Source organism: Paraburkholderia mimosarum LMG 23256 = NBRC 106338, from assembly GCF_000739815.1.
In the GTDB taxonomy this organism is placed as follows: domain Bacteria; phylum Pseudomonadota; class Gammaproteobacteria; order Burkholderiales; family Burkholderiaceae; genus Paraburkholderia; species Paraburkholderia mimosarum.
Genome location: NZ_BBJJ01000014.1, coordinates 1 through 25,327, shown reverse-complemented (window position 1 = coordinate 25,327; position 25,327 = coordinate 1). Strand labels below are relative to the sequence as shown.

Genomic DNA, 25,327 nt, shown 5'->3' with positions numbered 1-25,327 from the left:
GCGATTCGTCTGACTACCGGGGACCCTCGGGGACCTCGGGGTCCGCGCTCCCGTGTCGGAACAGGCGACGGATGCACACTCGAAAGCGGCAGGCCTTCAGCGGTAAATCTCCGCACCGCTCACTGCCCGGTCAACATCCGAAGGATCTTCTGCACGATACGTTCGTGGCACTCGAGCGCTTCACCGAGCGTGCTTGCGCCATAGCTCTCGTTGTCATCTTGAACCGCCATTCCGGCGATGCGCGTCACGAAGAGCGCGGACTCCCCAGTCCGCGTGTCGGCCACACCGCGAAAGCGCGTCGTGACCGTCACGCCGGACTCCTCGAGCAGCGTGCGGCGAAAGATCAATTCGTTTTCGGCCATCCAGCGCGACCACTCGCTGCGATCGAACACTTCGACAGGCCTGTTCTTCGCATCGAGGACATAGAAGCGTTCACACTGGGGCGGGACGGAGCGGGATTTCATGATCGGGAAGGGGCAAGCAGGAAACCGATTGCCTCTCGCCACCAACTAGCGTCGACGCGGCCAATCCAGTCGTTGTGCTCAGCCGCCTCCACGATCTTCAGTTGTTTCGGACCGTTCAACGCGTTGTAAAGCGCTTCGCCCAAACGTGCCGGGACGATGGTGTCCCGTTCGGCAACCATGACGAAAACCGGGCGGCCGAACGCAGCCAGGTGGGCCACGCTGTCGTATCGGCCATGCACCAGCCACTTCACCGGCGCCCATGGGTAGTGGAAAGCGGCGACGTGCTCGAGCCTGTCCCATGGCGTGATGAGCAGCAGGCCGGCAATCTTGTCGGGTTCGCGCGAGCCGGCTGCAGCGACCACGCCGGCCCCGAGCGATTCCCCGATGAGCAGCACCGGGGCGCCGTAGAAACGATGCGCAAGCTCGATGGTCTCTCGCGCATCGGCGACCAGCCCTTCTTCATCTGGCGAGCCCTCGCGTGGCCCGTAACCCGGATATTCGGCGAGGATCACGCGAAGCCCCAGCCGGTTAAGCGCCTCGCCATAGAAGGCACGGTGTCCCGCATGCCCCGCATTGCCATGAAAGACAATGGCCGTGCCGCGCACGGTTCCGGCCGGTTCGGCGACAAGGCCTCGGAACGATTCCATAGCCGGCCAGGCCGCCAGTCGATCGGATACCACGTCCTCGATTGCAGCCTTCTCAGGAAAGTAGATAAAACGTTCCTGCCACATGGCAACGCCTGTCAAAACGTCAGATCACAGCACGAAGCCCGTCCGGCAACGAGCCGTGAAGCGCTCCGATGCCGCATACTCAAGTTCAAGATACCCGAAGATCCAGGGACATGGTTGCAGACCTCGCACATTCCTTTGGCGTTCAGCCCCCTGTCGCCGCTACAAGGATCGCCGGCAGCCGCCCGGTTGTCGCGCTGGAGTCGACCTTCATCGCTCACGGCATGCCCTATCCGGAGAACGTTCGCACCGCGCGCGAAGTGGAAGCGTTGGTCCGTGATCCGGGCGCCGACCCCGCGACGATCGCACTGAACGGAGGGCGAATTCGCATCGGTCTTTCCAACGACGAACTGGAGAGGCTGCTGGCCCGCGCACTTCCACGTGGAAGGCTTTGGCCGGCTTCTACCGGCTGCGTAGAGCCGCAGTCGGCCATGAAGCGTCAGTCACAGGACGGTTCGGCCTGACATTCAAACGTCAGCGGCAGCCGGAAAGCGGTCGCCCATTCGGCGTTGCCGGCCTCGGACGGAATAGTCCATCAAGCGCCGGCCGCACAAGACATTGCGCCCTGTTACGTTTTTGCGACAGCTTTTTTTTTCGTTTCCTTGAGTTGCAGGGGGTCCCTTATCCTCCAGCGCGCAACAACACATAAACAATCCAAAAGACACTCAGGGAACTGAAATACAGATGAAACACAGCAAAATCAAGGCAAGCGTTATCGCTGTTGCCGCTTTCGCAGCATCTTCGGCAGCAATGGCACAGTCGTCGGTCACCCTGTACGGCATGCTCGACTCGAGTATCGGCTACACCTCGAACGTCGGTGGCAAGTCGTTGGTCGCGATGGAAGGCGGTGCCTCCGGTTCGAACAAGTGGGGCATGAAGGGTCAGGAAGATCTCGGCGGCGGCCTCAAGGCAGTCTTCAAGATCGAAAATGGTTACAGCATCGGTACCGGTAAAATCGGCGGCCAGGGCCCCATTGCCTTCAACGCCGCTGGTGCTGAGACGCGTTCGCTGTTCAACCGCCAGGCCTACGTAGGCCTCGCTTCGGACCAGTACGGTACCGTGCGTTTCGGTCGCCAGCTCGACGCCGTGACTGAAATGGTTCAATGCCTGACGGGCGACTGCATTTCGGCACTCGCATTCTCGACCCCGGGCGACGTGGACAACAACGACAACACGACGAACCAAAACAACGCCGTGAAGTACATCACGCCGGTCATCGGCGGCTTCCAGGCTGAAGGCGCGTACTCGTTCGGTGGCGTTGCCGGTTCTATGGGCCAGAATCAATCGTGGTCGGTGGCTGCTGACTACGCTCAAGGTGGTCTGACGGTCGCTGGCGGCTACTTCCGCGCTGATAGCCAGGACGGCTTCTGGGGTAACGCAACGGCACAACCGTCGTTCGGTACTGCGCTGGGCTACGCGAGCTCGGGTTACAACCAAGGCATTGCGTTCAAGAAAGCAGGCATCGCTCAAGTTGCAGGCCAATACCAGTTCGGCCAGTTCACGGCTGGCCTGCGTTACTCGAACGCTCAGTACCAAGGCAACGGCGCCGTTGGCCAGGACTCGATTCACTTCAACGTGATGGGCGCCCTTCTGCAATACCAGGCGAACGCGGCACTGTCGCTGGCTGCTGGATACACGTACGTCTACGGTTCGGCAGCCGCACCTGCGCAAGCCGCTGAAGGCCGCACGATGGCTTCGATCAACCAGGCGTCGCTGGGTGCTACGTACTCGCTGTCGAAGAGCACCTCGGTGTACGCCATGGGCGCCTACGTCCATGCTCAGGGCGCTTTCGCTTCGGCTGCTGACAGCGGCGCCACCGCATCGGGCGGCACCCAGTGGAAAGCCAACGTTGGCATGTACCACAGCTTCTGATCGCCGGTTCAGATGCCTGGGGTAGTGAATGCATTACCCCGGCAAAGAAAAGCCCGGCTAGTAATTTGCACCCCAAAAGTTGGACATTGATCCAATCTTTGGGGTGTTTTTCCTCATGAGCACGCAACGCACCGCGAACCGGTCGTGCTTCAGGTGGAAAGGCGTCGCGAGGCGTTCAACCTTTGCGAGGCGTCTGGGACGGCAATTCGCCGAACAGATCGCGGTACTCGCGCGCGAAATAGCTAGGGTGCGTAAAGCCCCATCGGGCAGCTGCATCCCCCACCATGAGCTCGTCCTGGCTGGTCGAACGCAACAGGCGGCGCACGCCGTTCAAACGCACGGAGCGTAAGTATTCGATGGGAGTCACGTTGGCAACGCGCTGAAAACTCGTCTGCAAGGTACGACGGCTGCAACGCAGCGCCACGCACAGGTCGAGGACCGTCTGCGGTTCCTCCAGGCGATCCTGAAGGATGCGCTCGCTGCGCCGAACGATTTCGGCGTAGGTCGCGTGCGTTACGTCGCGCTTGTCGGCGTGATGGGGATTGAAGAGTTCCAGCAGCATGCTCATGATTTCGTCACGAAACCGCTTGCCCGCAGCGGGATTCTCGAAAGCAGCGGGTTGCCGCTGGAATGCATCGAGGAATCGGGAAAGTTCGGCGCTAACCCGTTCGCCCTCCTCGGTCGGCACCGGCACCACGCTGCGCTCGAGCAGCGGCAGCGCCTTCTCGCCCAGCACTGCTGCCGCGAGTGCATGCAGGTCGCTGGTGGGGATGCTGACGCCGAGATAATGCATCGTCTCCGGCGTATAGAAGCGAAACTCCTCCCCGGACCCCAGCAACCAGAGGGCGTAGCCATCGAGGCGGCACCCCTGGAACGTCCCGGAAACGGGGCGTTGGAGCGGCAGCGCCAACGAAGAGAGCCCACGCGGTGCGATGCCCGCTTGCGCGACCCGCCGGTTCGTCGACTCGCGAAAAAACAGGAAACCGGGCGCCTGGGCCTGCATGACGACACTCTCGAAACGCCCCGGCGTGAGCTGGTTATACACCTGCTCCCAGCCGTTCACCGCGAACGAATGATCATGCACATCGGACGTTGCCCGGACCCTGAATTCCATCGCCACTCTCCCACAGGCTTACCTCGTGCCCATCAGCGCTTGAGCATACCGAAAGCCAGCGCTCGTTCGACATTTTAGTTCTAAATAAACGCCAGGGAGGGCCAGTGCGGAAGAATCAGTGCGCGATACAGATGGATTTCGTCTCCGTGAAGCTCTCGACGGCACCCTTGCCGAACTCGCGGCCCATGCCGGACTGCTTCATACCGCCGAACGGCATGTTCGGATCGAGCGGTACATGAGCGTTCACCCATACTGTGCCCGCATCGATCTCCCGCACCATGTTCATGGCGGCGCGCAGATCGTTGGTCCACAAGCTCGCCGCGAGGCCATAAGGCGACGCGTTGGCGAGCCGCAGCGCATCTTGAGGATCGTCGAACGGAACTAGCGCGATCACCGGACCGAAAACCTCGTCGCGAATGATCGCTGCATCGGGCGGCACGTCGGCAATCACGGTCGGACGCACGTAAAAGCCAGGCCCCTCTACGGCCGCGCCGCCTGCGAGAAAGCGAAGACCCGCTTCCTTCGCGACCGCGATGTGACGCTCCACCCGCTCGCGATGCGCCGCCGACACGAGCGGATTGATCTGCGCGTCCGGGTCGCAGCCGGGCCCGATTTTCATCTGCAGCGCAATGTCGGCGAGGCCATCGGCAATCCTGCGATATTGGCTGCGATGCACGTACACGCGCGACACCGCCGCGCAAACCTGCCCTTGATTGAGAAAGCCGCCAGCCAGCACGCCCTGAATGGCCTGGTCGACGTCCACGTCGGCCAGCATCACCGCCGGATTCTTTCCGCCCAGTTCGAGCGAGAAGCGGGTGAGGTTCTGCAGCGCCGCCGCGCCAACCAGCTTCCCGGTAGGCGTCGAACCCGTAAAGGAAATCTTCGCGATGCGGGGATGCGCGGCAAGCGCGGCGCCGCATTCCCGCCCGCCTGTCACGACGTTGAATACGCCAGGCGGAATGCCCGCCTCGATGGCCAGTTCGGCCAGGCGCAGCGCCGTGAGCGGCGTTTCCGGCGACGGCTTGATGACCACCGTGCAGCCCGCGGCGAGCGCCGGAATCAGCTTCCACACCGCGATCATCAACGGAAAATTCCATGGCACGATACCGGCCACCACGCCAACCGGCTCCTTGCGCGTGAATGCCGTGTATTTCGCGCCAGGCGGAAACGGAATCGACACATCGAGCGTTTCGCCGTGAATTTTCGTCGCCCAGCCGGCCATGTACCGCACGTACTCCACGGTCGCCCCGACTTCGATTGCGCGCGCAACGTTGATCGATTTCCCCTGATTCAAGGTTTCGAGCTGGGCGAGTTCTTCGCCGTGCCGTTCGAGTACGTCGGCAAGCTGCAGCAGGATGCGCTCGCGGTCGGCGGGGCGCAGGCCGCTCCAGCGACGCTGTTCGAATGCTTCATGCGCGCTCGCGACAGCACGGTCCACGTCAACGCTGTCCGCGTCCGGCACGCGCGCAATTGGCTCGCCCGTAGCGGGATTGAATACGTCGAGCCAGCGCCCTGAGTGCGCGCGCTGAGGGCCGCCATTGACGAAGAGACCGAGGTCGCGGTCGAGAAACTGCTTGAAGGCGGCTCGTGCCGCTTGCGTGGCGGGATTCGTCATTGTTTGCTTGCACCAAGAGAGGGGCCGAAGCCCGTGTATCGGTTTGAACGCAGCCTGGCGGGCCTCACGCGAATGCGAGGTAGTGCTTGACGAAGCCTTCCGATAGCACTTCCCAAACGGTCGACGTCCCCTTGGTCACGAACCACGAATCGCCGGCCGTGAACGTGCGCGTTTCGCCCGTCGATTCGTCCGTGATGCGAATCTGGCCATCGACCACGGTGGCCTGCTCCGAGAACGGATACACGAGGCGGAACTTACCCTTCGTCGTGCCGAAGTAGGCCGCAGAAATGGGATCGGTCGGCGCGCCATGCGTCATCTTGCCGAATGCAGCGATGTCACCCCCCTCCAGGATTTGCGCACCGAGGTCGCTCAGCTTGCCCCATGCATCGAGTTCCGAAATTTTGATGCCCTGTTGAATTGCGCCAAGACTCATGTTCAACGACTCCTTTTCAATAAATGGGTTGCGGCTCTCGTTCACCGGCGGCCGTGCCAGTAGCCCGAGCTCTGGTGCATCACTTTGCCCAGCGTGACCAGCAGCGCGCGATATTGATCCTTGCCGCGTATCGTGGCGCGCGGGATCGAGCTGACCAGGCGGTAACGGTCCGATCCGCCGAGAATGCCTTCCGTGAGAATCTTGCAAATGATCTGGCTCGGCGTGACGCCGAATCCCGAATAGCCTTGCACGAAGAACGCATTGGGCCGGTCGGGCAGCGTGCCGATCTGGGGGAACAGATTGAGCGTCGAGGCCATCGGGCCGCCCCACGCCAGATCGATCTTCACGTCCTGCAGATAAGGGAACACTTCGAGCATCAGCTTCCGGTTCCACGCTTTCAGGTCGGCGGGAATGTGCTCGACGAGCGACGTGGAGGAGCCGAACAGCAACCGGTTCTCGTTCGTGACGCGGTAATAATTGATGACGGGCCGGATGTCGCTGTAAGCGCCACGAATCGGGCTGATTCGCTCGATCAGTTCGTCGCTCAGGGGCTCGGTCATCGAGTTGAACGCGTAGACGTTGATCGTGCTTTTGTGCAGTTCCGGCTCGACGTTGTTGTTGAACCCGTCGCACGCCCAAACGATTTTTTTCGCCTTGACGCTGCCCTTCGCGGTGCGCACGTGTACCGTGCCGCCATAGGTGATCTGCAGCGCGGGACTGTACTCGAAGATGCGCACGCCATAGATTTCCGACGCGGCCCTGGCTTCGCCGAGCAGCAGGTTCAACGAGTGAACGTGGCCGCCGCCCATATGGAGAAGGCCTGCGTGATAGACGTCCGAGCCGATGATCTGCTTGACGTCCGCGCCCTCGACATAGCGAATTTCATACGAACTGCCAAGTGACTTGAAATCCTTTTCCCAGCTGCGCAGCGTTTTCGCTTGACGCGCGTTGTAGGCAAGATAGCCGTAACCGCTGCAAAAATCGGCGTCGATGTTATAGCGCTTGATGCGTTCGCGCATGATCTGCGGCCCCAGATCGCTGAGCGCGAAGATGGTGCGCAGACCGTCTTCGCCCACGTCCTTCTTGATGGCGTCGAGGTCGTGACCGATGCCTGCCATCACCTGCCCGCCATTGCGGCCGGTCCCGCCAAAGCCGAGATAACGCGCTTCGAGCACCACCGTGTTCGTCACGCCGTGCTCGGCCAGTTCGAGCGCGGTGTGGATGCCTGAAAAGCCGCCCCCGATGATGACAACGTCGGCTTCGATATCGTTTTCCAGTGAAGGAAAGCTCAGCTCGTATTTCTTCGTGGCCGTGTAGTACGTAGCCGTTTCGTCAGTGTGCATCGTATTTCCCGCTCGCGCGTTGTCGCGTCAGAACGCATTTCATTAATCAACCGGACCAGCCCGGCGTCTGCTCCCACCGTTCCATGATCGTCGCGCCGAGGCTGAGTCTCCCTCAGTGCCTGCCGCCGCTATCGCGAACGCTCGAAGTACTTTACGCGTCCGGAAATGGCGACCGTCAGCACAGATCGGCAAGCAATGGAGGGCTTAGGGATAGTGCGGATACCCTGCGGTCCGAAGGGGCACATCACCTGATGCAAAGGTCATCATCGCGCCGCGACCTGGGCTAACGCCGGAAGAGCACCCTGCCCGGCCCGACGCGGCGACCGCCCCGCCCTGGCGGGCAGCGCATACCCAAACCACTCCGCCTAGAAGTTCACGCGCACACCAGCTATCACGGCCAACTGCCGGTCGGAATTGCTGTTCACGAGATTGGGGATCTGCGCGTAATTCGTATTGGCGCCGGTAGCCGGGTCGACGCCGAGGCCCGCGCCCGATGACTTCTGGGCAATGGCCACCATGTACAGCGCCGTCCTTTTCGACAGTGCGTAGTTGGCGCCAAGATTGATCTGGTGGAAGCGTGTCGAACTCCCGCCGCTCACTTTCGCATTGTTGAAGAGGTATGCCGCGCCGAACGTCCACTCGGGACTCAGGTTGTAGACGGCGTTCAGTTCGGCGATATCGAAAGAAACATCGGAGCCGACCGGGTTCGTCGCGCTGGCGAAATACTGGCTGTCTTCAAGGCGCGTGTGCGTATACACCAGCGCAAGCGTCAGCTTGTCGATTGCGACCGAGCCGCCCACGCCCCATGCCTTCAGCGATTGCGCATTTTGCAGCTGGCAATACTGCGCGGCCGCGTTACTGCAGGCGAAGTCGCCGATGTAGCCGGTTTTCCCGCCAAGGGCTGCGTCTAAAGGCTGGTTCAACGACAGATAGCCGGCACTGAGCGAAAACGGGCCCTGATTGTATGCAGCGGCAAGCGCGTAACCACGCTTCGCCGCGAAATCCCCCGCCTGTCCGCCGAAACTGAACGTTCCCCCGAACGTGAATCCGCCAAAGTTCGCGCTCGTGAATTTGAGCGCGTTGTTGAAGTTGAAGGCCTCGTTGAGATTGTCGACATCGCCGATATGAGCGCCGTACAAGGTTGCCCAGCTATTGCTCGAGGCGTACACGCCGAGGAAATCGGAATACGAATCGTATTGGCGACCCGCTGTGAGCGTGCCGAAGCGTTCATCGCCCAGACCTACCCACGCTTGCCGGCTGAATAGCGCACCGCTTTGCAGCATGGCGCCCGTCCCGGTCAGGAACTGATTTTCGAGGGCGAACGTCGCTTTAATACCGCCGCCCAGGTCTTCAGAGCCCATCAGCCCCCAACGCGACGGCACGAGATTGCCGCCGCTCATCTGAACCGCATGACCGCCGCTCACCGAGCCGTCCGCATGCGTCACCTGCTGGTTGGTCGAATAGATCACACCGGCGTCGACAGTTCCATAAAGCGTTACGCTGCTTTGTGCATACGCACTGCCGCATACTCCAGCGGTTAGTATCACTAATGAATTGATGGAGATTTCGCGTTTCATGGTCGTTTTGTAGTTGGTTGGCGTCGCCTGGGTGCGCGCGCCGGCGCCCCCCAGGCGGACGGGTGAATCAGAGCTTCGAGCTGCCGAGTTGCGCGAACGCCCGCGGGTCGCGTCGTTTCAGACGGGAGGCCGCAACCACGCCAAGCACGGCAAATATGGGCAGCAGCGCCGTGAGGGAGTAGGAAAGCAGCGGACCCGCTCCCGTGAGCGTCGGGAAATTGACGATGGCCAGAACCAGTACCGCGCCCAGCGCAACACCGGAGACAAGCGGGAGGAACCCAACGCGCAGGGTGCTCTCCTCCCTCGCCGGCTGCCGGCTGAAGAACGCCATGACCGCTGCCGAAGACAAGGCCATCAGCGCGATGATGCACAACGTCGCGACGTTCGTGAGCCAGGAGAAGAGCGTCAGCACGGGATCGGCCCTGGCGACGATAAAGAACAGGACGACAGCCGCAGCGAGCGCAGTCTGCATCACCGATCCCGCGTGCGGGCTGCCATGCACCGGGTGGGTGCGGCCGAGCCGGGCAGGCAGCAGACCTTCGCGGCCCGTTGCGTAAAAATATCGCGCCGCGGAATTATGGAAGGCCAGCAAACCGGCGTACACACTCGTGATGAAGAGCACACTCATCGCGTCGGTGAGCGTTGCGTTGGCGTAGCGGCTCGAGAGCGAATAAAGGAAGGTCGTGGGGTCCGGGAGTGCCGTGAGCGTCTTCACCACGTCAGTGCTGCCTGCGCCGATGATCATGCACCAGACCGAAAATGCATAGAAGGCACCGATCAGGAGTACGGAAATATACGTCGCCAGCGGCACGGTTCGCTTCGGGTCTTTTGCTTCTTCGCTATAGATCGTCGTGGCCTCGAAGCCAATGAAGCTCGCAAAGCAGAACAGAAAACCGATTGCGGGCGATCCGGCCATGAACACATGCGGCCTGAAGGAAACCGTGTCGATACCGTGTGCGCCGCCCGCTTTCAGAATGGCCAGGTCTAGAATCAGCACGACCACGTATTCGCCCATGACCAGCAACGAGAGCACCTTCGCGGAGAGATCGATCTGACGATAGCCCAGCAAGGCAATGCTCGCCATCGCAGCGAGCGAACACGCCCACCACGGCACGTCGATACCCAGATGCATGCTGAGAAAGCCCGCTGAGACGGCGCCGAACATGCCATACAGACCGATCTGCATCGTGTTGTAGCCGAGCAGCGCCAGCAATGCCGCGGCCCCACCCGCCGTGCCGCCCAAACCACGCGCCGTGAACGCGTAAAAGCCGCCCGCATTGGTGATGTGACGGGACATGGCCGTGTAGCCGGACGCAAACATCAGGAGGATTGCGACCGTCGCGATCAGGAGCGCGGGTGTGCCGGCGCCATTGCCCAGCATGATGCCGAGCGGGAAGCCACCCGCGATCGCCACCAGCGGGCCGGCTGCGGAAATCACGAAAAAGACGATAAAACCCAACCCGAGTGCGCCTTTGCGCAGCTCGGTCGAGGATGCTGGTTCCGCTATGACGTTCATTCGCTCTCTCTCCATTAAGCCGCTCTTGTGTCCGTTGAGGCTGCTGCCATACGCCGAAGGCGTGTGCGACAACGCGCCGCTGGGACGCAATGTAGAAGGCCAAAAATGAAGTCCGGCAGCACAAATTGGCAACCCGCGCGGGTAAAGCGGAAAAGCCAGGGTTTGTGCGGAGACACGCGCCGAGGCACGAAGCCGAAGTATGCCTTTACAGGAACAACGCACCGACCAGTTCGGTGCGGCTCGACACGCCCAGCTTACGAAACATCCGCAGCAGATGGGTCTTGACCGTCGGCGGCGAAAGGTCGAGCTCGCGCGCGATCGCCTTGTTGGAAAGGCCCCTGCGTACCAGCCGGGCAATCTGTTCCTCGCGATGCGTGAGGCACGGCGCGAGGCTCGTCCCGTGCCGCGGCGCGTGCATGGCGGGCTCGCTGCCCCATGTGGCTGCCAACGCGACTTCGAGCAGCGGCTGGAGTACGTGCATGCGCTCGATATCGCAGGCACTGAAGGGCGCGTCGGGCGCGAAGCGCAGCAGCGAGAATGCCGCGGCCGCACGACCCTCTTCACGCAACAGCACTTCCATGACGTCGACCACCCTGTAAGGCTTCAGAAAGTGCAGCCAGTAGGCCGAAGCTTCACGCAGCGCTGCAGGCAGCTCGCCGTCGAGCGTGAGCACGTTGCCGCGCTGCTGCACGCTGCGCGAAGGATGCATGGGATCGAGCGCGCAATAGCGTTGCAGCCAGGTTCGATGCATCGACTCCGCGAGCCCGAACAGCTCGAACCCCGACGGTGCATGATCCGCGCCGATGCGATAGAAAACCACCGCGCCGGGCCGCAAGAGTCCCGCGATCGTGGCGACCGCCGCCTCGAGCGCTGCATTGCCTTGCGTATTGCTCTGCATGACCGGTCCTCCTGTTCCCGCGCGACAGACGTTCGATGCTACGCACGAGCGTTCGCACGGCGTGAGCGCTATTCGGCAAACGGCGCGCGACGGAGGCGGCGCGCCTTGTCATCCTTTTGCTCGATAGGCCGCTGCGCGCGCATTGCCTATGCTCGCCCCATGTTCATCGACACCCCCAGGAGCGCCCCATGAACTACCCCTCCGCGGCCGGCTTGGGCCACGTCGTCATTACGGGAGCCGGCACCGGCATCGGTGAAGCGTGTGCGCGGCGCTTCGCCGCCCAGGGCGCACGCGTCGCGCTGGTCGGCCGCAGGCGTGCGCCGCTCGAGCGCGTCGCAGCCGAGACTGGCGGCCTCGTCCTCGAAGGTGACGCTGCGAGCGCCGCCGACTGGACGCGCATCACGGCAAAACTGGATGGCGGCATCAGCGCGTTGATCGCATGCGCGGGCGGCCTCGGCGCGGGCCGCGCGACCGAAACCGCCGACACGGCATGGGCCGCCGCGATGCGCACGAACCTCGACACCGCGTTCGTCAGCGCGCGCGCGTGCCTGCCGCAATTGATCGCGTGCCGCGGCGCGATCGTGCTGGTCGCCTCGATCGCATCGCTCGCGGCAGGCCCGGATGTGTGCGGCTACACCACGGCCAAGCATGCCCTGCTCGGCCTGACGCGCTCGCTGGCGCGCGACTACGGCCCGCATGGCGTGCGCGTGAATGCCGTCTGCCCCGGCTGGGTGCGAACGCCGATGGCCGACGAGGAAATGCAGCCCCTCATCGCACGCTACGGCGATACGCTCGACGAAGCCTATGCGCGCGTCTGCGCCGATGTGCCGTTGCGGCGCGCCGCGAGCGCCGACGAAATTGCCGCCGTGTGTGCGTTCCTCGCGTCGCCTGCCGCATCGATCGTGACCGGGGCCGCGATCGTCGCGGACGGCGGCTCGTCGATCGTCGACGTGCCGACGCTCGCCTTCGGCCACCTGTGAGTCGCCTCAGTGCGGCTTGCGGCCGCCTCGAAGCCACGTACCGTCACGCGAACGCAGCGGACGCTTCGGGCAGCGTCGCGCCGCCATCCACCACGATCGTCTGGCCCGTTACATAAGCGGCATGCTCCGACGCGAGGTAGAGCATCGCGCCAGCGATATCGCGCGGCTCGCCAAGACGCCCGAGCGGCACCGCGCGGGCAATGTGCCCGCACAACGCGGCGTCGCCGAGGTTCTCCATGGCAGGCGTGCGGATCATGCCGGGCTCGACGCCATTCACCGTGACCCCGAGCGGCGCCAGCTCGAGCGCCGCCGCGCGGATAAAGCCGTTGACGCCGGCCTTGGACGCCGCGTAGTGCGCGAGCCCCGGGTACGCCACGCGCGGCCCCGTCACCGACGACGTCACGAGCACCCGGCCGCCGCCCTGGCGCACGAACGCGGGCGTGGCGGCCTGCGTGAGCCAGAAAGCCGCGCACAGATTGACGGCCAGCGTGCGCTCGAGGATAGCGGGCGTGATGGCGTCGAACGGCGTGAGCGGAAAATACGCCGCATTGTGCACGAGCACGTCGAGCCGGCCGAAGTCGGCCTCGACGCGCCCGATCAGGTCTACGGCTTCCTCGCGCCTCGCAAGATCCACTTCATAGACGCGATACGTCGGCCCTTCTGGTTCGTCGCGAGCGCATTCGAGCGCGAGCCAGTCGCACGCGACATTCGCCTGAAGATCGGCGAGCGCGACGCTCGCGCCGCACCGCACGAACGCCAGGGCGATGCCGCGCCCGATGCCCTGCGCGCCGCCTGTCACGAGCACCGTCTTGCCTTCGAAATCGTGGGAGTACGACGTTGCGCCGGTCATGACGGATAGCGCGTCACGTTGAGCACCTGGGCATGCGCGCCGACCGGAAAGTTCGAGAGCGCATCGAAGCGGCTGCCCTGGTAGCCGAATATCTTGCCATCGGTCTTCATGCGTTCGAGATCGATCATCACCACGCCGAGCGTAGGCACGATCTTCTCGCGCCACACGAACAGGTAGAGCTGCGTGTCGATGCCGATCATATGACAGCGGTCCACGTCGGCGAGCCCTGCTTCGACGCCCGAGAGACATTGCCACGCGTAGAAGTTGTCGTTGAGATAAATGTGTTCGTAGCACTCGGTCGCGCTATAAGCGTAGAGATTACGCATGCCGATGAGTTCGCGCGTCGGGGCATGCAACGGCGCTTGCGATACGGACGGCGTGCCTCGCGCGCCGATGCGGCCGTGACGAAGCCGCGCCTGCACGCCCGTGAGCTCCAGACCGCGTTGTACACGCGTGAAGGCGTCGATATGGGTTTCCGCTTCACTCGGCAGCGTGCCGGTTACAGCCGTGCAAAGGTGCCGGCGTATGTCGAGCACGTAGCTGGTGGCGGCCGGGCGCAGCTTGCCTTCGTCGTCGCACAGGCGCTCGTCGGCGCCGAGATAGTCGACCAGATAAATGCCGTCGCGCACCGACGTCACGCGGCACGGATGCCGTTCGCGCGGCTGCGCCGGCATCGTCGCGCCTCTGAGCGTGCGTTCGACTTCGACGCTCTGCGCACCCGCGAAATGCAGCGTGTCAGCGCCGCCGTCGTCGAAATGCAGCGCGAAAGTGCGCCCTTCGAGATCGTTCACGGGTTGAAGAATGTGGCTCGCGGGGGCGAATCCTTCGGCAAGCGCGCCGACCTGGATGAATACGGGTTGCGACATGATGGGCTGGGCTCCTGGCTGGCTCGTCGAACGGGTGCGCCGAACCCGTTGCCCGTGGCGAAGGCGGCGCGACCCTCACTCTATGCAGATGGCCTCGTGCACGGCATCGACCAGAAGGATGACAGGCCGCGCGCCGTGGCTGCATAACGACGTCGCAACGCCGCTGCGAAGAACCAAAAAAAACCGGTTCGCAGGCGTTGCGCACCTCATGAGCGCGCAACGCACCGCGAACCGGTCGTGCTTCAGGTAGAAAGCAATTGAAACTGCGGGACTGGCCCGCGTGAAGCGCGGAACCCGACCGGCCGATCGGGTCCGCACGCTTCGTCGCTCCGACAGGGAGCGAGCAAAGAATGCTTAGAAGCGGTGACGCAGACCCACCGTTCCGGCGACCTGGTTCTGCGTGGTCGAAGGCGACAGCGTGTTGATCATTGCGACGTTCGTGCCGAGGTTGCCGAGCTGGCCCGAAGCGTGCTGGTACACGGCGCCTGCGTAGACGTCGGTGCGCTTCGAGAGCGAGTAGTCAGCCGTCAGCGAAACGGTGTGCCACTTCGGATCGCCGCCGCCGTTCGAACCCGTGGCCTTGCCGTCCGTGTACGTGTACGACGCGTTCAGCGCGAGAGCCGGCGTGAGCGCGTACGCGCCGTTCAGCTCGAAGTTGTCGAGGCGAAGGTTCGAGCCCGTCGGGATCGAGAACGTGTTGCCGCCCTGGCCGCCGGCGATCAGGTTCTGGTACTGCGTGTGCGTCCACACGAAGCCGACCGTCGCCGGACCGTAGTTGTAGTTCACGCCTGCGCCGAACGTGCGTTGGGTTTCAGCCGAGAGGTTGAAGTTGTTGCCGTTCGATGCCGAAGTCGCGCCGTTCGTGTTGCCGCTGCGCGTGTTGTTCATCTGCAGGTAGGCAGCCGCGAAGTTCAGCGGGCCGTTGCCATACGATGCGCCAACGCTCCATGCGCGGTTGTTCGCGAACTGGCCGGCGTCGTTGCTGAAGCCGTACAGGCCGCCGAACTTGAAGCCCTGGTAGTTGACGCTCTGGTACTTGACCGAGTTCTTGATCGAGAACGAGTGGTCGAGGTTGTCGTTGTCGAACGGGTGGGCGGCGAGGTTGTTGCCGTAGCCCTGGCCTGCTTCCGAGAACTGGCCGAGGTAGTCGACCATCGAGTCGTACTGGCGGCCGAGCGTCAGCGTGCCGAATTGGTTGCTTTGCAGACCGACGAACGCCTGACGGTTGAACATCGTGCCGTTCTCGGTGTACTTGCCGTTGTTGAGGTTGAAGCCGTTTTCCAACGTGAAGATCGCATGCAGGCCATTGCCGAGGTCTTCGCTGCCCTTCAGGCCGAAGTACGTGTCGCCAACGGTGCCGCTACCCTGGTTCCATGCTGCGTGGCCGCCTGCATTGTTCGCGTAGACGATACCCGCATCCAGCGCGCCGTAGAGCGTAACGCTGCTTTGTGCATGAGCCGAGGCTGCGAATGCGCCGAGGACGCCCGCGATAATCAAAGTATTCTTCATGACTTTCCTTATGACATTCAGACCGCGCTAAAGCGGCTCCGGGTATTGGAGCCACCCCCGCAATCCCGGCGGAAGTCTACGTGGCAAACAGATTAAATCGGGCCAGCAAGGGCTGTAACAGTTATTTGCGAAATCTGGAAATATCGGGTTATTATGCCTTAAGTCTTTGTACTCAATGGGAAATATTGAGTAACCCGGCGATCGGATCGAATAGGTCGTGTGGCAATGACGCGACGCCCGATCGGCGTGAAGATTCGATTATTGTGGAAATCGGTTCAATTATGGAATTGCCCGGCGATCAATCGATTCGATGCCCGCGAAACTTTTTATTGAAAATACGGTCACTCGCGCGCGCGGGAATTATTTCCTTCTTCGACATTTGTTATTGCGGCAAATGACGATTAAGGACGTTGCTCAGAACTCCGCCGCACTGAGCCATCAACGTAGAGCCGATGCGGCGCAAGCAGTGCGGCACCTGGCTCGAATGCAGCGCGACGTCGGCATAAGGAAAGGCGCCGATTGCCTGCCCGCTCGGGCGGCTCTTGCGCCATGCTGTGGCCTCGCGCATCAGTCGTTCGCGTCATCCACAAATTGCTCAGTGCGAACAGCGTATGCAATTGCTGCGTGTTCTTCATCAGGCCGCGATAGCGCACATTTAGATGCGACGGTGCGCGGCGATGAACATGGCGACGGCCGACCGGCACCAGGATTCGATTTCGTTGTCGTCCTCTGCTCTCGCCTCATCGAAGCGTGCGATAAGCAGGAGATCGGATCCTTTGAAAAGCGCGGCAAACAAGCGGGCGGACCGGAGAGCATCGGGTACGTTCAGAATCGCTTTCGCGTGCAACTGACGCAACACGGCCTCGATTTGGGCGATGACATGGGCGGGCCCGGCATCGTAATGGAGCTTGCTTAACGACTTTTGATTCGTCTTGTCGGCCAAAACCATGGCTTCGACACTGCGGACGTCCGGGCTCAACAGCGTGCGAAGCAGGGATGATCCCACCGCCATGAGCTGATCTTCGGCCGAACCGTCGACGCCTTCAGAAAGGGCCTGTGGTGCAAATTGATGGCAGCGGGCCGCCATCGCCGCGCTGAACAGCGCCTCCTTGTTTTCGAAGTGCCGATAGATGCTGAGCTTGGATATCTTCGCCCGCTGGGCGACCTTGTCCATGGTCGTCGCTTGAAAACCCAATTCCACAAAGAGTTCGCACGCGGCGTCGACTATCGTTTGGCGAAGCGCCTCGTTGGCCGGCCGGCCGCGCCGGCCCTGGTTGTTTTCGGTCACGACAATTCCAGTACTTGACAGTATTCAAATTCTTGCATTACGATACCACGAAGTATCTAAAACCTGCAAGCCAGCCTCAACCCAAGCCCTCATCCACAGCACGGAGCCGATCACCGTGAATGACGTCATCATCATCGGCGGCAGCTTTGCCGGTCTCGCCGCCGCCCTGCAGCTCGGCCGTGCCCGCCGCAAGGTCACGGTTCTCGATACCGGTCGGCCGCGCAACCGCTTTGCCGGACACTCGCATGGCCTGCTCGGCCACGATCACAAGCCGCCGCTGGACATCCTGGTCGAGGCGCGGCAGCAGCTGGCGCGCTATCCAACGATCAGGCTGGTCGATGCCCGTGCCGAGAGCGTGTCTGGCGCCATCGACGACTTCTGCGTCGTCACGGATGATAACGAAAGCCTAAGGGCGCGCCGCCTGATCCTGAGCTATGGCGTCGCCGACCAGATGCCTGATGTTCCCGGCTTTGCCGAAAGCTGGGGCACGTCCATCGTGCCCTGCCCCTATTGCGACGGCTTCGAAGTCGCCGGCCAGCATTGGGGCCTCGTTTGGTCGGGCCCGCAGTCGCATCCGTCTGTCAGGCTGTTCCGCGATTGGACGGACAAGTTGACTGTCTTCGCCGATGGTCATGACATTGCGCCCGATATCCAGGCCGATCTGGCGCGCCGCAACACCCCTGTCGTCGATGGCCGGATCGTCGAGATCGCCCACCACAAGGGCCATCTCACCACCGTCAATCTCGATACCCGCCGCAATGTCGCGGTCGACGTCCTGTTCGCCCAGCCGCGCAACAAGCCGTCCGCAAGCCTGCATGAATCGCTGGGCCTCGCCACGGTGGATACGCCCACCGGCATCGTCCTCAAGGTCGACGAGCGCCGCCAAACCAGCATGCCCGGCATCTACGCCGCCGGCGACCTCGCCACGCCCCTCTTGCCCTCGGTCACCCAGGCATCATCGCAGGGCGCGATGGCGGGTATCTTCGCCCAGCAGTCGATGGTGGTTTGAGAGCACAGATTCCATCCCTGGGGAGATCGATCAGAAGACCCGGGACGCGATCCTGGAAGACATTCGAACGGCCTCGGGCAGCTTCGAATTCTCCGGGCGAGCATGGATCGACTCGGCGGCGCGGCTCGTCACGGCACCGGTAATGCAGCGCCAAATCATGAGCCACCGCTCGAACGGACAGCGAAGGTGTGAAACGGGCGGCGCCCGCCCGGCGCGGTGACGCCATCACGTGTCGTCAACGAGCCCGACCTGGCGTAGGCCCTTCTGGATGCGGCGGCCGAACAGGTTCGCGAGACCGTCGCCGATCGAAAGGATAGGCGGGTGTTCCGATTGAGAATGGGGCGGAGCCCCATTCGTTGACCAAAGAGTTGAGGAAGAGAACGATGCCGAAAGAACCAATGAGCAGCTTCGCCGGAAAATGGGCTGTTATCACCGGGGCGTCGAGTGGCCTCGGCCTTGAATTCGCAGATCTACTGGCTGCGCAGAAAGTCAATCTCGTATTGGCGGCCCGACGGCAGGAGTCGATGGAAAAGCTTGCCTCCGATCTCCGCCGCAAATACGGGGTGGATGTGCTGGTCGAGGCGATCGATCTTGCCTCGCCGGGCGCGGCCAGCCGCTTGAAATGCAGTCTCGACGCGAGGTCGGTGACCGTCGACATCTTGTTGAACAATGCCGGATACGGCTTGCACGGCGACTTATTGGAAACGCCGATCGAGCGCACCGCGAACATGATCCAGCTCAACATCACGACGCTCACGGAGCTGACCTATCTCTTCGGCCGCGATATGGCCAGGCGGCGATCTGGACATATACTTCTCGTCGCCAGCCTCATGGCCTTCCAGGCCGTTCCCAGCTACGCGGCCTATGCGGCGACCAAGGCATACGTACTCGCCCTTGGCGAGGCCCTGCACGACGAACTGCGCCCGCATGGTGTGGTTGCTACCACTCTCTGCCCGGGGCACACCGCGACGGGCTTCGATGAGGCTGCCGGCGCAACCCCATCGGCCTTGCTGCGCCTCCTCACCATGAAGCCTCGTCCGGTCGCCGCGAGCGGTATTCGGGCGTTGTTGCGAGGAAAGGCTATGGTGGTCGCGGGCCTGTCGAACAAGATGGCAGCCTTTTCGAATCGTCTGACGCCGCGATCAATGCAAAGGGCCACGTTGAAAAGAATAGTGGACGCTTAACGCCTGGCGCGCTGGCCTCTGGCGTTCCTCGAACAAGCGGGGCTCTGACTGCGATGCGCACCTCGGCATCGGTTCGGCTCCCCTTGTCTCGAACAAAGGGTAGCTAGTTCAGAACGAATCAGAGCAAGGAGATGACATGGCAGAGCAAAACGCCTATCAGGTGGCCGACTGGAATGGTCAAAGCGGGGAGCGCTGGGTCGCCAACCAGGCCCGGCTCGACGCCATGGTGGCGGTGTTCGGCCAGGCCGCGATAGAAGCCGCCGGGCCCATGACGGGCGAGCGCGTGCTGGACGTCGGCTGCGGCGCGGGCGCGTCGAGTCTGGCTCTGGCCGCCCGCGTCGGCGCGGGGGGCCAGGTGCTGGGCGTGGACATATCCGAAGCGCTGATCGGCCGGGCGCGCGCGCTTGCGCCACAGGATGCGCCGGTCCAGTTCCAGGTGGCCGACGCCAGCAGCGCAGAGCTGCCCGAGGGCGCGTTCGACATCCTCTTCTCGCGTTTCGGGGTGATGTTCTTCGACGATCCGACAGCGGCGTTCGCCCATATGCGACGCGCGCTGCGGCCAGGCGGGCGGGTCGCTTTCGTCTGCTGGCGCGGCGCGGCCGAGAACGATTGGGTGCGCCTGCCGATGGGCGCGATCAAGGGCATCCTCCCGCCGAGCGCGCCGCCCGATCCCGAAGCGCCCGGCCCATTTTCGTTCGGCGACCGGGGGCGCGTGGCACGCATGCTGACGGCGGCCGGCCTCACCGACATCGCTATCGCGCCCTTCGATGCTTCCGTCCCGTTCGGTGCGGGCGGGACGCGGGACGCTGCGATCGACGACGCGGTGAAGATGACGCTCGAGGTCGGCCCACTGTCGCGTGCGCTCGCAGATCAGCCCGACGACATTCGCGCCCGCGCCTCGGCCGCGGTTCGTGCCGCCTTCGCGGGCCTCCCCGGCGAGCGGTCGGTGATGATCGACGGCGCGGCATGGATCGTCATGGCACGCAATCCGGCAACCTGACAGCGTACCTGGGCATTTACTGCCAGGACCAAAGCCCACGGATTGATCCGGCTGTTTCGGGCGGCGACAGTTCCCATTCCCCGGCACGTGAAGATACGTGGCCAGGCAACTCCATTTGACCCTGCGTGGACGTCTTGCTTTGCCCGTCGTCGAGCCGCGACTGATGATTGATTGCGATTGATTGCCCGGTACCACCATCCTTAACAAACCCATAGCTAATGGGCTCTGAAGCGCCGCTCGCCATCACCCCTCGCGCGAACACGCGCGCGGGCGCAATCGCCCGCATCCGTTAAAATCCCCAACGCGCGCATTCACCGCGCCCGCATCACCCGCATCGACGCCACTTCTACCGAACGGCCGCGTCGCCCTCACCCCGTCCGGCGCGAGACCCCGTCATGACAAACAAAGCCACTGCAACGCCCGCCACGCCCTTCAGCGAACTGCCGCTCGCACCCGCCATGCTCGAGAACCTCACCCGGCTCGGCTACGTCGACATGACGCCGATCCAGGCGGCGAGCCTGCCCATCGCTTTCGCGGGCCACGACCTCATCGCCCAGGCGAAAACCGGCAGCGGCAAGACCGCTGCCTTCTCGCTCGCTTTGCTCTCGCGTCTCGACGCGCGCCGCCAGGACGTGCAAGCCATGATCCTCTGCCCCACGCGAGAGCTGGCCGACCAGGTCGCGCAGGAAATCCGCCGCCTCGCGCGCGCCGAGGAGAACATCAAGGTGCTCACGCTGTGCGGCGGCACGCCCATGCGCCCGCAGGCCGCGAGCCTCGAACATGGCGCCCACATCGTCGTGGGCACGCCGGGCCGCATCATGGATCATCTGGAGCGCGGCAATCTCGCGCTCGGCGCGCTCAACACGCTCGTGCTCGACGAAGCCGACCGCATGCTCGACATGGGCTTCTTCGACGACATCGCCACCGTGGCGCGCCAGTGCCCCAAGGAGCGCCAAACCCTGCTCTTTTCGGCGACCTACCCCGAGGGCATCGCGAAGCTGAGCCAGCAGTTCCTTCGCAATCCGAAGGAAGTGAAGCTCGAAGAGCACCACGACGACAGCAAGATCCGCCAGCGCTTCTACGAAGTGACGGAGGACGAGCGCCTGCACGCCGTGGGCATGCTGCTCAATCACTATCGCCCCGTGAGCACGCTCGCGTTCTGCAACACGAAGCAGCAATGCCGCGATCTGCTCGACGTGCTGCGCGCGCAGGGCTTCCACGCGCTCGCGCTGCACGGCGAGCTCGACCAGCGCGAGCGCGACCAGGTGCTGATCCAGTTCGCGAACCGCAGCTGCTCGGTGCTCGTCGCCACCGACGTGGCCGCGCGCGGCCTCGACATCGCGCAGCTCGAAGCCGTGATCAACGTGGACGTCACGCCCGACCCGGAAGTGTACGTGCACCGCATCGGCCGCACGGGCCGCGCCGATCAGGACGGCTGGGCGCTCAGCCTCGCGAGCATGGACGAGATGGGCCGCGTGGGCGGCATCGAGCAGGCGCTCAAGCGCGAAGTCGAATGGCGTCCCCTCGCGGAACTCAACGCCGCCAGCAACGAGCCGCTGCTGCCGCCCATGGAGACGCTACAGATCCTCGGCGGCAAGAAGGACAAGATCCGCCCCGGCGACGTGCTGGGCGCGCTCACCGGCGAAGCGGGCTTCAGCGGCACGCAGATCGGCAAGATCAACGTGACCGACTTCTCGACCTACGTGGCCGTGGAGCGCAGCATCGCGCGCGACGCGCTGCGCAAGCTCAACGCGGGCAAGGTCAAGGGCAAGAAGGTCCGGGCCCGCATGATGGACGAATGAGCCGACGAAACCGCAGCGAAGCGCGCACGGCAATTGCTCAGTCTCGATGCGTGGCGCCGCCGCTCAACCGTATCAGGAATGCCATGAAACAACCGATCAGAATCGACTTCGTCTCCGACATCGCATGCCCGTGGTGTGCAATCGGCCTCTCGTCGCTCAATCTCGCGCTCGAACGTCTGAGCGAACGCGTCGACGCGCAGATCGTCGTGCATCCCTTCGAGCTCAACCCGCAGATGGGTCCGGGCGGTGAGTCCGTGCTCGACTATCTCGGCAAGAAGTACGGCCGTACGCCCGAACAGATCGAGCAGACGCACGCCATGATCCGCGAGCGCGGCGCGAGCGTCGGCTTTGAGTTCGGCCCGCGCGAGCGGATCTACAACACCTTCGACGCGCATCGCCTGCTGCACTGGGCCGGCATCGAGGGCAAGCAGGTGCCGCTCAAGCTCGCGCTGCTGCGCGCGTATCACGGCGAGGGCAAGGACACGAGCGATCACACGGTGCTCGTCGCGGCGGCGCAGTCCGTGGGGCTCGACGCGCAACAAGCGCGCGAGGTGCTGGAGAGCGGCCGGTACGCCGACGAGGTGCGCGCCGAAGAGCACGAGTACCAGGCCGCGGGCATCCAGTCGGTGCCCGGGATCATCTTCGACGAGCAGTATCTGATCAGCGGCGGCCAGCCCGTCGAAACGTTCGAGCGGGCGATCCTGCAGATCCTGGCCGGGGAAGCCAGGGCCTGAAACCGCTGAAGCCCCGCGCGGCGGGGCCTCGCGACCGCGAGAACGCCTCCTGCGCTCGCGGCTCTCGCGCCCGTTACACCGCCGATCCCGGCCGCGCCCTCCCGGGCGTGTAAACTAGCGGGTTTTTGCCCAGGTGACCCAGGTGAAAAAGTGCTAGCCCCGCAACGCCTCGCGTTGAGCGGCCCGACGCTCGTTCGCTTACTCGCCCGCTTCGGCGACGCCGAGGTGACCGAATCCCGTCAATCGATCTCGGACCATCTGAGCCAGTGGCTCGGCTGGACGGACGCGATCGCGCTTTCGACGGCGCTCAGCGCTCAGGCGCCGGGCGGCGAGCCAGCGGCGCGCGTGGGCGCCAGCGCCGAGCAGAGCCAGAGCGAGCGCGTGCGCGCGGCGCTGAGAAAGGCCATTGTGGGCGAAGGTGCGTCCGCGCGCCGCGACGGACGGCGCACACCGGCCGCCAGCGCCCAGGCCCAAGCCGATGTGGAACCCGATTTCGCGGATTTCCGCCAGCGCTACCTCGCCCTGCAGCAGGCCATGGAGACGGACATCGGCACGCTGCGCGTCCGTCTGCGTGCCGCGCTGGCCGCGCGCGCGCCCGCGCTCGCACGCCTCGCCACGGTGGATGCCGTGATGGAGCAGGCGCTCGGCGCCCGCGAGCGCAGCCTGCTCGCCGGGGTGCCGGCGCTGCTGGGCACGCATTTCGAGCGTCTGCGCGCGGCGGCAGCCGCGGCGCAGGTCGAATCCTCAGGAGAAAGCGCGGCGCCCCACGCCTGGCTCGCAGACTTTCGCAAGGATATGCAGAGCGTGTTGCTCGCCGAACTTGAGATCCGGTTTCAACCGGTGGAGGGGCTCCTTGCCGCCCTTCGCACCCGCTAACCCAAACGCTATGTCCCGCGCTATGTCCCGTTTTCGCATTGAACCCGTTGTCTTCGTCGTGGGCCTCGCCGCCGTTTGCTGGATCGGCGCGGGCTATCTCGTCTCGAATCCGCTAGCGAGCGCCGTCACGCTGCTGATCGGCGCGTGCTATGTCACGGGCGCGTGGGAGCTTTATCGGTTTCACCAGGCCACGGCTACGCTGGCGAAGGCCATCGCGCAACTGAGCGCGCCGCCCGCGCGCCTCGCCGGCTGGCTCGACACCCTGAGCCCCGGCCTGCGCAACCCGGTGCGCGCACGCATCGAAGGCGAGCGCGCGGCCCTGCCTGGCCCCGCGCTCGCGCCGTACCTCACGGGCCTGCTCGTGCTGCTCGGCATGCTCGGCACGCTGCTCGGCATGGTCGTCACGCTCAAGGGCACGGGCGCGGCGCTGGAGAGCGCCGCGGACCTCGATGCGATCCGCGCCTCGCTCGCCGCGCCCGTGAACGGCCTCGGCTTCGCGTTCGGCACCTCGATCGCGGGTGTGGCCACGTCCGCCATGCTCGGCCTGCTTTCGGCGCTCTGCCGCCGCGAGCGCATCGAAGCCGCGCAACAGCTCGACGTGAAGATCGCCACGACGCTGCGCGCCTTTTCGCCCGCCCACCAGCGCGACGCCTCTTTCAAGCTGCTGCAACGCCAGGCCGACGCCATGCCCGCGCTGGTCGACAAGCTGCAGGCGCTGATGACGCTGATCGAGCGCCAGAGCGCCGCGCAGCACGAGCAGCAGATCGCGAGCCAGCAGGCCTTCGCCGCCAACGCGGAGGCCGCATGGAGCCGTCTCGCGGCCTCCGTGGGCCAGTCGCTCAAGTCGAGCGCCGCCGAAAGCGCGCGCGCCGCGGGGGCGGCGCTCCAGCCGGTCGTGGAAGCGACCATGGCGGGCCTCGCGCGCGAATCGGCGTCGATGCAGGGCGCGCTCACGCAGGCCGTGCAGCGGCAAGTCGAAGGGCTCGTAAGCGGCTTCGAGGCCTCGACCGCGAACGTCGCCGAAATCTGGAACCGCGCGCTCGCCCAGCATCGCGAGACGAACGAGGCGTTCGCCGCCGGCCTGGGCGGCGCGCTCGAGCGCTTCAACGCCAGCTTCGAGCAACGGGCGGCGGGACTGCTCGAAAACGTGTCGACGCGCATCGAAAGCGCCTCGGGAACGATGTCGCAAGCGTGGCAAGCGGCGCTCGAACAACAGCAACGCGCGGGCGAAACGCTCGCTGCCGGCAACGAACAGGCGCTCGCCAGGGCCGCAGCCGCGTTCGAACAACACTCGGCTTCGCTGCTGCGCGCGGTGGACGAGTCGCATGCCGAGCTGCAAACGAAGCTCGGTGAGCGCGACGAAGCGCGGCTCGCAAGCTGGGCCGAAGCGCTCGCGACGATGGCCGCCGCACTGCGCAAGGAGTGGGAAGCGACAAGTGCGGCCACCGCGCAACGTCAGCAGGACATCTGCGCGACGCTTGCACAAACCGCGAACGAGATCGCTGCGCAATCCCAGCAGCAATCGAGCAAGACGATCGCCGAAATCGATCGTCTGGTAGAAGCGGCCGCCGAAGCACCGAAGGCCGCCGCGAACCTGCATGCGGAAATTTCCGCGCGCGACGAGCAACGCCTCGAAGCCTGGACCGCCTCGCTTGCGACGATGTCCGTC

The 25,327-nt window shown here is 64.1% G+C and carries 23 protein-coding genes and 1 pseudogene; 10 read left to right on the top strand and 14 right to left on the bottom strand.

Features of this window, described 5'->3' with window-relative positions; genetic code table 11:
- Positions 1 to 119: 119 nt before the first annotated feature.
- The gene (locus tag BMI01S_RS13130; protein WP_028210328.1) at positions 120 to 464 is read right to left on the bottom strand and encodes a hypothetical protein; all 345 of its coding nucleotides are present in this window, start codon (positions 462 to 464) and stop codon (positions 120 to 122) included.
- Positions 461 to 1,195: an alpha/beta hydrolase gene (locus tag BMI01S_RS13125; RefSeq protein WP_036044449.1), complete on the bottom strand. Its 735-nt coding sequence runs from the start codon at positions 1,193 to 1,195 to the stop codon at positions 461 to 463. Before BMI01S_RS13125 ends, BMI01S_RS13130 begins: the two co-directional genes overlap by 4 nt.
- Before the next feature lie 110 nt (positions 1,196 to 1,305).
- Between BMI01S_RS13125 and BMI01S_RS13120 the strand changes: the two are divergent.
- Together BMI01S_RS13120 and BMI01S_RS13115 are read left to right on the top strand one after the other, a co-directional pair.
- Positions 1,306 to 1,554 (top strand): annotated as a pseudogene (locus tag BMI01S_RS13120) (pseudouridine-5'-phosphate glycosidase); the annotation flags it as partial.
- A gap of 322 nt (positions 1,555 to 1,876) precedes the next feature.
- Positions 1,877 to 3,064 carry a porin gene (locus tag BMI01S_RS13115; protein WP_028210330.1) on the top strand — a complete coding sequence of 396 codons (1,188 nt, stop codon included), beginning with the start codon at positions 1,877 to 1,879 and terminating at the stop codon, positions 3,062 to 3,064.
- 175 nt (positions 3,065 to 3,239) lie between these two features.
- On the opposite strand, the gene BMI01S_RS13110 is transcribed toward BMI01S_RS13115, so the two are convergent.
- From BMI01S_RS13110 to BMI01S_RS13080, 7 genes are all read right to left on the bottom strand, one after another.
- Entirely contained in the window at positions 3,240 to 4,178 is a 939-nt protein-coding gene (locus BMI01S_RS13110; protein ID WP_028210331.1) for a helix-turn-helix domain-containing protein, read from the bottom strand.
- A gap of 115 nt (positions 4,179 to 4,293) precedes the next feature.
- The gene (locus tag BMI01S_RS13105) at positions 4,294 to 5,793 is read right to left on the bottom strand and encodes an aldehyde dehydrogenase family protein (RefSeq protein WP_028210332.1); all 1,500 of its coding nucleotides are present in this window, start codon (positions 5,791 to 5,793) and stop codon (positions 4,294 to 4,296) included.
- A gap of 64 nt (positions 5,794 to 5,857) precedes the next feature.
- On the bottom strand, positions 5,858 to 6,226 hold the full coding sequence (locus BMI01S_RS13100; protein WP_028210333.1) for a cupin domain-containing protein: 369 nt from the start codon (positions 6,224 to 6,226) through the stop codon (positions 5,858 to 5,860).
- 41 nt (positions 6,227 to 6,267) lie between these two features.
- Positions 6,268 to 7,569 carry an NAD(P)/FAD-dependent oxidoreductase gene (locus BMI01S_RS13095; protein ID WP_028210334.1) on the bottom strand — a complete coding sequence of 434 codons (1,302 nt, stop codon included), beginning with the start codon at positions 7,567 to 7,569 and terminating at the stop codon, positions 6,268 to 6,270.
- A gap of 365 nt (positions 7,570 to 7,934) precedes the next feature.
- Positions 7,935 to 9,146, bottom strand: a complete 1,212-nt coding sequence (locus tag BMI01S_RS13090; RefSeq protein ID WP_042289434.1) for a porin — start codon at positions 9,144 to 9,146, stop codon at positions 7,935 to 7,937.
- A gap of 67 nt (positions 9,147 to 9,213) precedes the next feature.
- Positions 9,214 to 10,662: an APC family permease gene (locus BMI01S_RS13085; RefSeq protein ID WP_028210336.1), complete on the bottom strand. Its 1,449-nt coding sequence runs from the start codon at positions 10,660 to 10,662 to the stop codon at positions 9,214 to 9,216.
- 205 nt (positions 10,663 to 10,867) lie between these two features.
- Positions 10,868 to 11,560 carry a helix-turn-helix transcriptional regulator gene (locus BMI01S_RS13080; protein WP_028210337.1) on the bottom strand — a complete coding sequence of 231 codons (693 nt, stop codon included), beginning with the start codon at positions 11,558 to 11,560 and terminating at the stop codon, positions 10,868 to 10,870.
- A gap of 188 nt (positions 11,561 to 11,748) precedes the next feature.
- Here BMI01S_RS13080 and BMI01S_RS13075 point away from each other — a divergent pair, with 188 nt between their 5' ends.
- Positions 11,749 to 12,540: an SDR family NAD(P)-dependent oxidoreductase gene (locus tag BMI01S_RS13075; protein ID WP_028230384.1), complete on the top strand. Its 792-nt coding sequence runs from the start codon at positions 11,749 to 11,751 to the stop codon at positions 12,538 to 12,540.
- 43 nt (positions 12,541 to 12,583) lie between these two features.
- Here BMI01S_RS13075 and BMI01S_RS13070 read toward each other — a convergent pair whose 3' ends face one another.
- The 5 genes from BMI01S_RS13070 to BMI01S_RS13050 all read right to left on the bottom strand — a co-directional run bounded on the left by BMI01S_RS13070 (position 12,584) and on the right by BMI01S_RS13050 (position 17,053).
- Complete coding sequence (locus BMI01S_RS13070; RefSeq protein WP_028230383.1) at positions 12,584 to 13,390, bottom strand: SDR family oxidoreductase; 807 nt, start codon at positions 13,388 to 13,390, stop codon at positions 12,584 to 12,586.
- A complete protein-coding gene (locus BMI01S_RS13065; protein WP_028230382.1) occupies positions 13,387 to 14,259 on the bottom strand; it encodes a MoaF C-terminal domain-containing protein in 873 nt (290 codons plus the stop codon). Before BMI01S_RS13065 ends, BMI01S_RS13070 begins: the two co-directional genes overlap by 4 nt.
- A 351-nt stretch (positions 14,260 to 14,610) precedes the next feature.
- Positions 14,611 to 15,765 (bottom strand): porin, encoded by a 1,155-nt coding sequence (locus tag BMI01S_RS13060; RefSeq protein WP_028210341.1) that lies wholly within the window; start codon positions 15,763 to 15,765, stop codon positions 14,611 to 14,613.
- Positions 15,766 to 16,147: 382 nt separating this feature from the next.
- Positions 16,148 to 16,333: a hypothetical protein gene (locus tag BMI01S_RS41915; RefSeq protein ID WP_028230381.1), complete on the bottom strand. Its 186-nt coding sequence runs from the start codon at positions 16,331 to 16,333 to the stop codon at positions 16,148 to 16,150.
- A gap of 87 nt (positions 16,334 to 16,420) precedes the next feature.
- Positions 16,421 to 17,053 (bottom strand): TetR/AcrR family transcriptional regulator, encoded by a 633-nt coding sequence (locus BMI01S_RS13050; protein ID WP_028230380.1) that lies wholly within the window; start codon positions 17,051 to 17,053, stop codon positions 16,421 to 16,423.
- 115 nt (positions 17,054 to 17,168) lie between these two features.
- On the opposite strand from BMI01S_RS13050, the gene BMI01S_RS13045 reads away from it, so the two are divergent.
- From BMI01S_RS13045 to BMI01S_RS13015, 7 genes are all read left to right on the top strand, one after another.
- Positions 17,169 to 18,062, top strand: coding sequence for an NAD(P)/FAD-dependent oxidoreductase (locus BMI01S_RS13045; RefSeq protein ID WP_028230379.1), 894 nt, complete (start codon positions 17,169 to 17,171; stop codon positions 18,060 to 18,062).
- A gap of 383 nt (positions 18,063 to 18,445) precedes the next feature.
- Positions 18,446 to 19,246 (top strand): SDR family NAD(P)-dependent oxidoreductase, encoded by an 801-nt coding sequence (locus BMI01S_RS13040; protein ID WP_028230378.1) that lies wholly within the window; start codon positions 18,446 to 18,448, stop codon positions 19,244 to 19,246.
- Positions 19,247 to 19,382: 136 nt separating this feature from the next.
- On the top strand, positions 19,383 to 20,246 hold the full coding sequence (locus BMI01S_RS13035; protein WP_028230377.1) for a class I SAM-dependent methyltransferase: 864 nt from the start codon (positions 19,383 to 19,385) through the stop codon (positions 20,244 to 20,246).
- Between the two features lie 395 nt (positions 20,247 to 20,641).
- Entirely contained in the window at positions 20,642 to 22,048 is a 1,407-nt protein-coding gene (gene dbpA, locus BMI01S_RS13030) for an ATP-dependent RNA helicase DbpA (RefSeq protein ID WP_028230376.1), read from the top strand.
- An 83-nt stretch (positions 22,049 to 22,131) separates the two neighbouring features.
- Positions 22,132 to 22,782 carry a DsbA family oxidoreductase gene (locus tag BMI01S_RS13025; protein WP_028230375.1) on the top strand — a complete coding sequence of 217 codons (651 nt, stop codon included), beginning with the start codon at positions 22,132 to 22,134 and terminating at the stop codon, positions 22,780 to 22,782.
- A 150-nt stretch (positions 22,783 to 22,932) separates the two neighbouring features.
- Positions 22,933 to 23,658: a DUF3348 domain-containing protein gene (locus BMI01S_RS13020; RefSeq protein ID WP_028230374.1), complete on the top strand. Its 726-nt coding sequence runs from the start codon at positions 22,933 to 22,935 to the stop codon at positions 23,656 to 23,658.
- A 22-nt stretch (positions 23,659 to 23,680) separates the two neighbouring features.
- The coding region (locus tag BMI01S_RS13015; RefSeq protein WP_042289429.1) for a DUF802 domain-containing protein at positions 23,681 to 25,327 on the top strand (1,647 nt) is incomplete at its 3' end.

Bases quoted from the DNA above. Each gene is read 5' to 3' on its own strand.
- BMI01S_RS13130 (WP_028210328.1), bottom strand. From the start codon at position 464: ATGAAATCCCGCTCCGTCCCGCCCCAGTGTGAACGCTTCTATGTCCTC.
- BMI01S_RS13125 (WP_036044449.1), bottom strand. From the start codon at position 1,195: ATGTGGCAGGAACGTTTTATCTACTTTCCTGAGAAGGCTGCAATCGAG.
- BMI01S_RS13115 (WP_028210330.1), top strand. From the start codon at position 1,877: ATGAAACACAGCAAAATCAAGGCAAGCGTTATCGCTGTTGCCGCTTTC.
- BMI01S_RS13110 (WP_028210331.1), bottom strand. From the start codon at position 4,178: ATGGAATTCAGGGTCCGGGCAACGTCCGATGTGCATGATCATTCGTTC.
- BMI01S_RS13105 (WP_028210332.1), bottom strand. From the start codon at position 5,793: ATGACGAATCCCGCCACGCAAGCGGCACGAGCCGCCTTCAAGCAGTTT.
- BMI01S_RS13100 (WP_028210333.1), bottom strand. From the start codon at position 6,226: ATGAGTCTTGGCGCAATTCAACAGGGCATCAAAATTTCGGAACTCGAT.
- BMI01S_RS13095 (WP_028210334.1), bottom strand. From the start codon at position 7,569: ATGCACACTGACGAAACGGCTACGTACTACACGGCCACGAAGAAATAC.
- BMI01S_RS13090 (WP_042289434.1), bottom strand. From the start codon at position 9,146: ATGAAACGCGAAATCTCCATCAATTCATTAGTGATACTAACCGCTGGA.
- BMI01S_RS13085 (WP_028210336.1), bottom strand. From the start codon at position 10,662: ATGAACGTCATAGCGGAACCAGCATCCTCGACCGAGCTGCGCAAAGGC.
- BMI01S_RS13080 (WP_028210337.1), bottom strand. From the start codon at position 11,560: ATGCAGAGCAATACGCAAGGCAATGCAGCGCTCGAGGCGGCGGTCGCC.
- BMI01S_RS13075 (WP_028230384.1), top strand. From the start codon at position 11,749: ATGAACTACCCCTCCGCGGCCGGCTTGGGCCACGTCGTCATTACGGGA.
- BMI01S_RS13070 (WP_028230383.1), bottom strand. From the start codon at position 13,390: ATGACCGGCGCAACGTCGTACTCCCACGATTTCGAAGGCAAGACGGTG.
- BMI01S_RS13060 (WP_028210341.1), bottom strand. From the start codon at position 15,765: ATGAAGAATACTTTGATTATCGCGGGCGTCCTCGGCGCATTCGCAGCC.
- BMI01S_RS41915 (WP_028230381.1), bottom strand. From the start codon at position 16,333: ATGCGCGAGGCCACAGCATGGCGCAAGAGCCGCCCGAGCGGGCAGGCA.
- BMI01S_RS13040 (WP_028230378.1), top strand. From the start codon at position 18,446: ATGCCGAAAGAACCAATGAGCAGCTTCGCCGGAAAATGGGCTGTTATC.
- BMI01S_RS13035 (WP_028230377.1), top strand. From the start codon at position 19,383: ATGGCAGAGCAAAACGCCTATCAGGTGGCCGACTGGAATGGTCAAAGC.
- dbpA (WP_028230376.1), top strand. From the start codon at position 20,642: ATGACAAACAAAGCCACTGCAACGCCCGCCACGCCCTTCAGCGAACTG.
- BMI01S_RS13025 (WP_028230375.1), top strand. From the start codon at position 22,132: ATGAAACAACCGATCAGAATCGACTTCGTCTCCGACATCGCATGCCCG.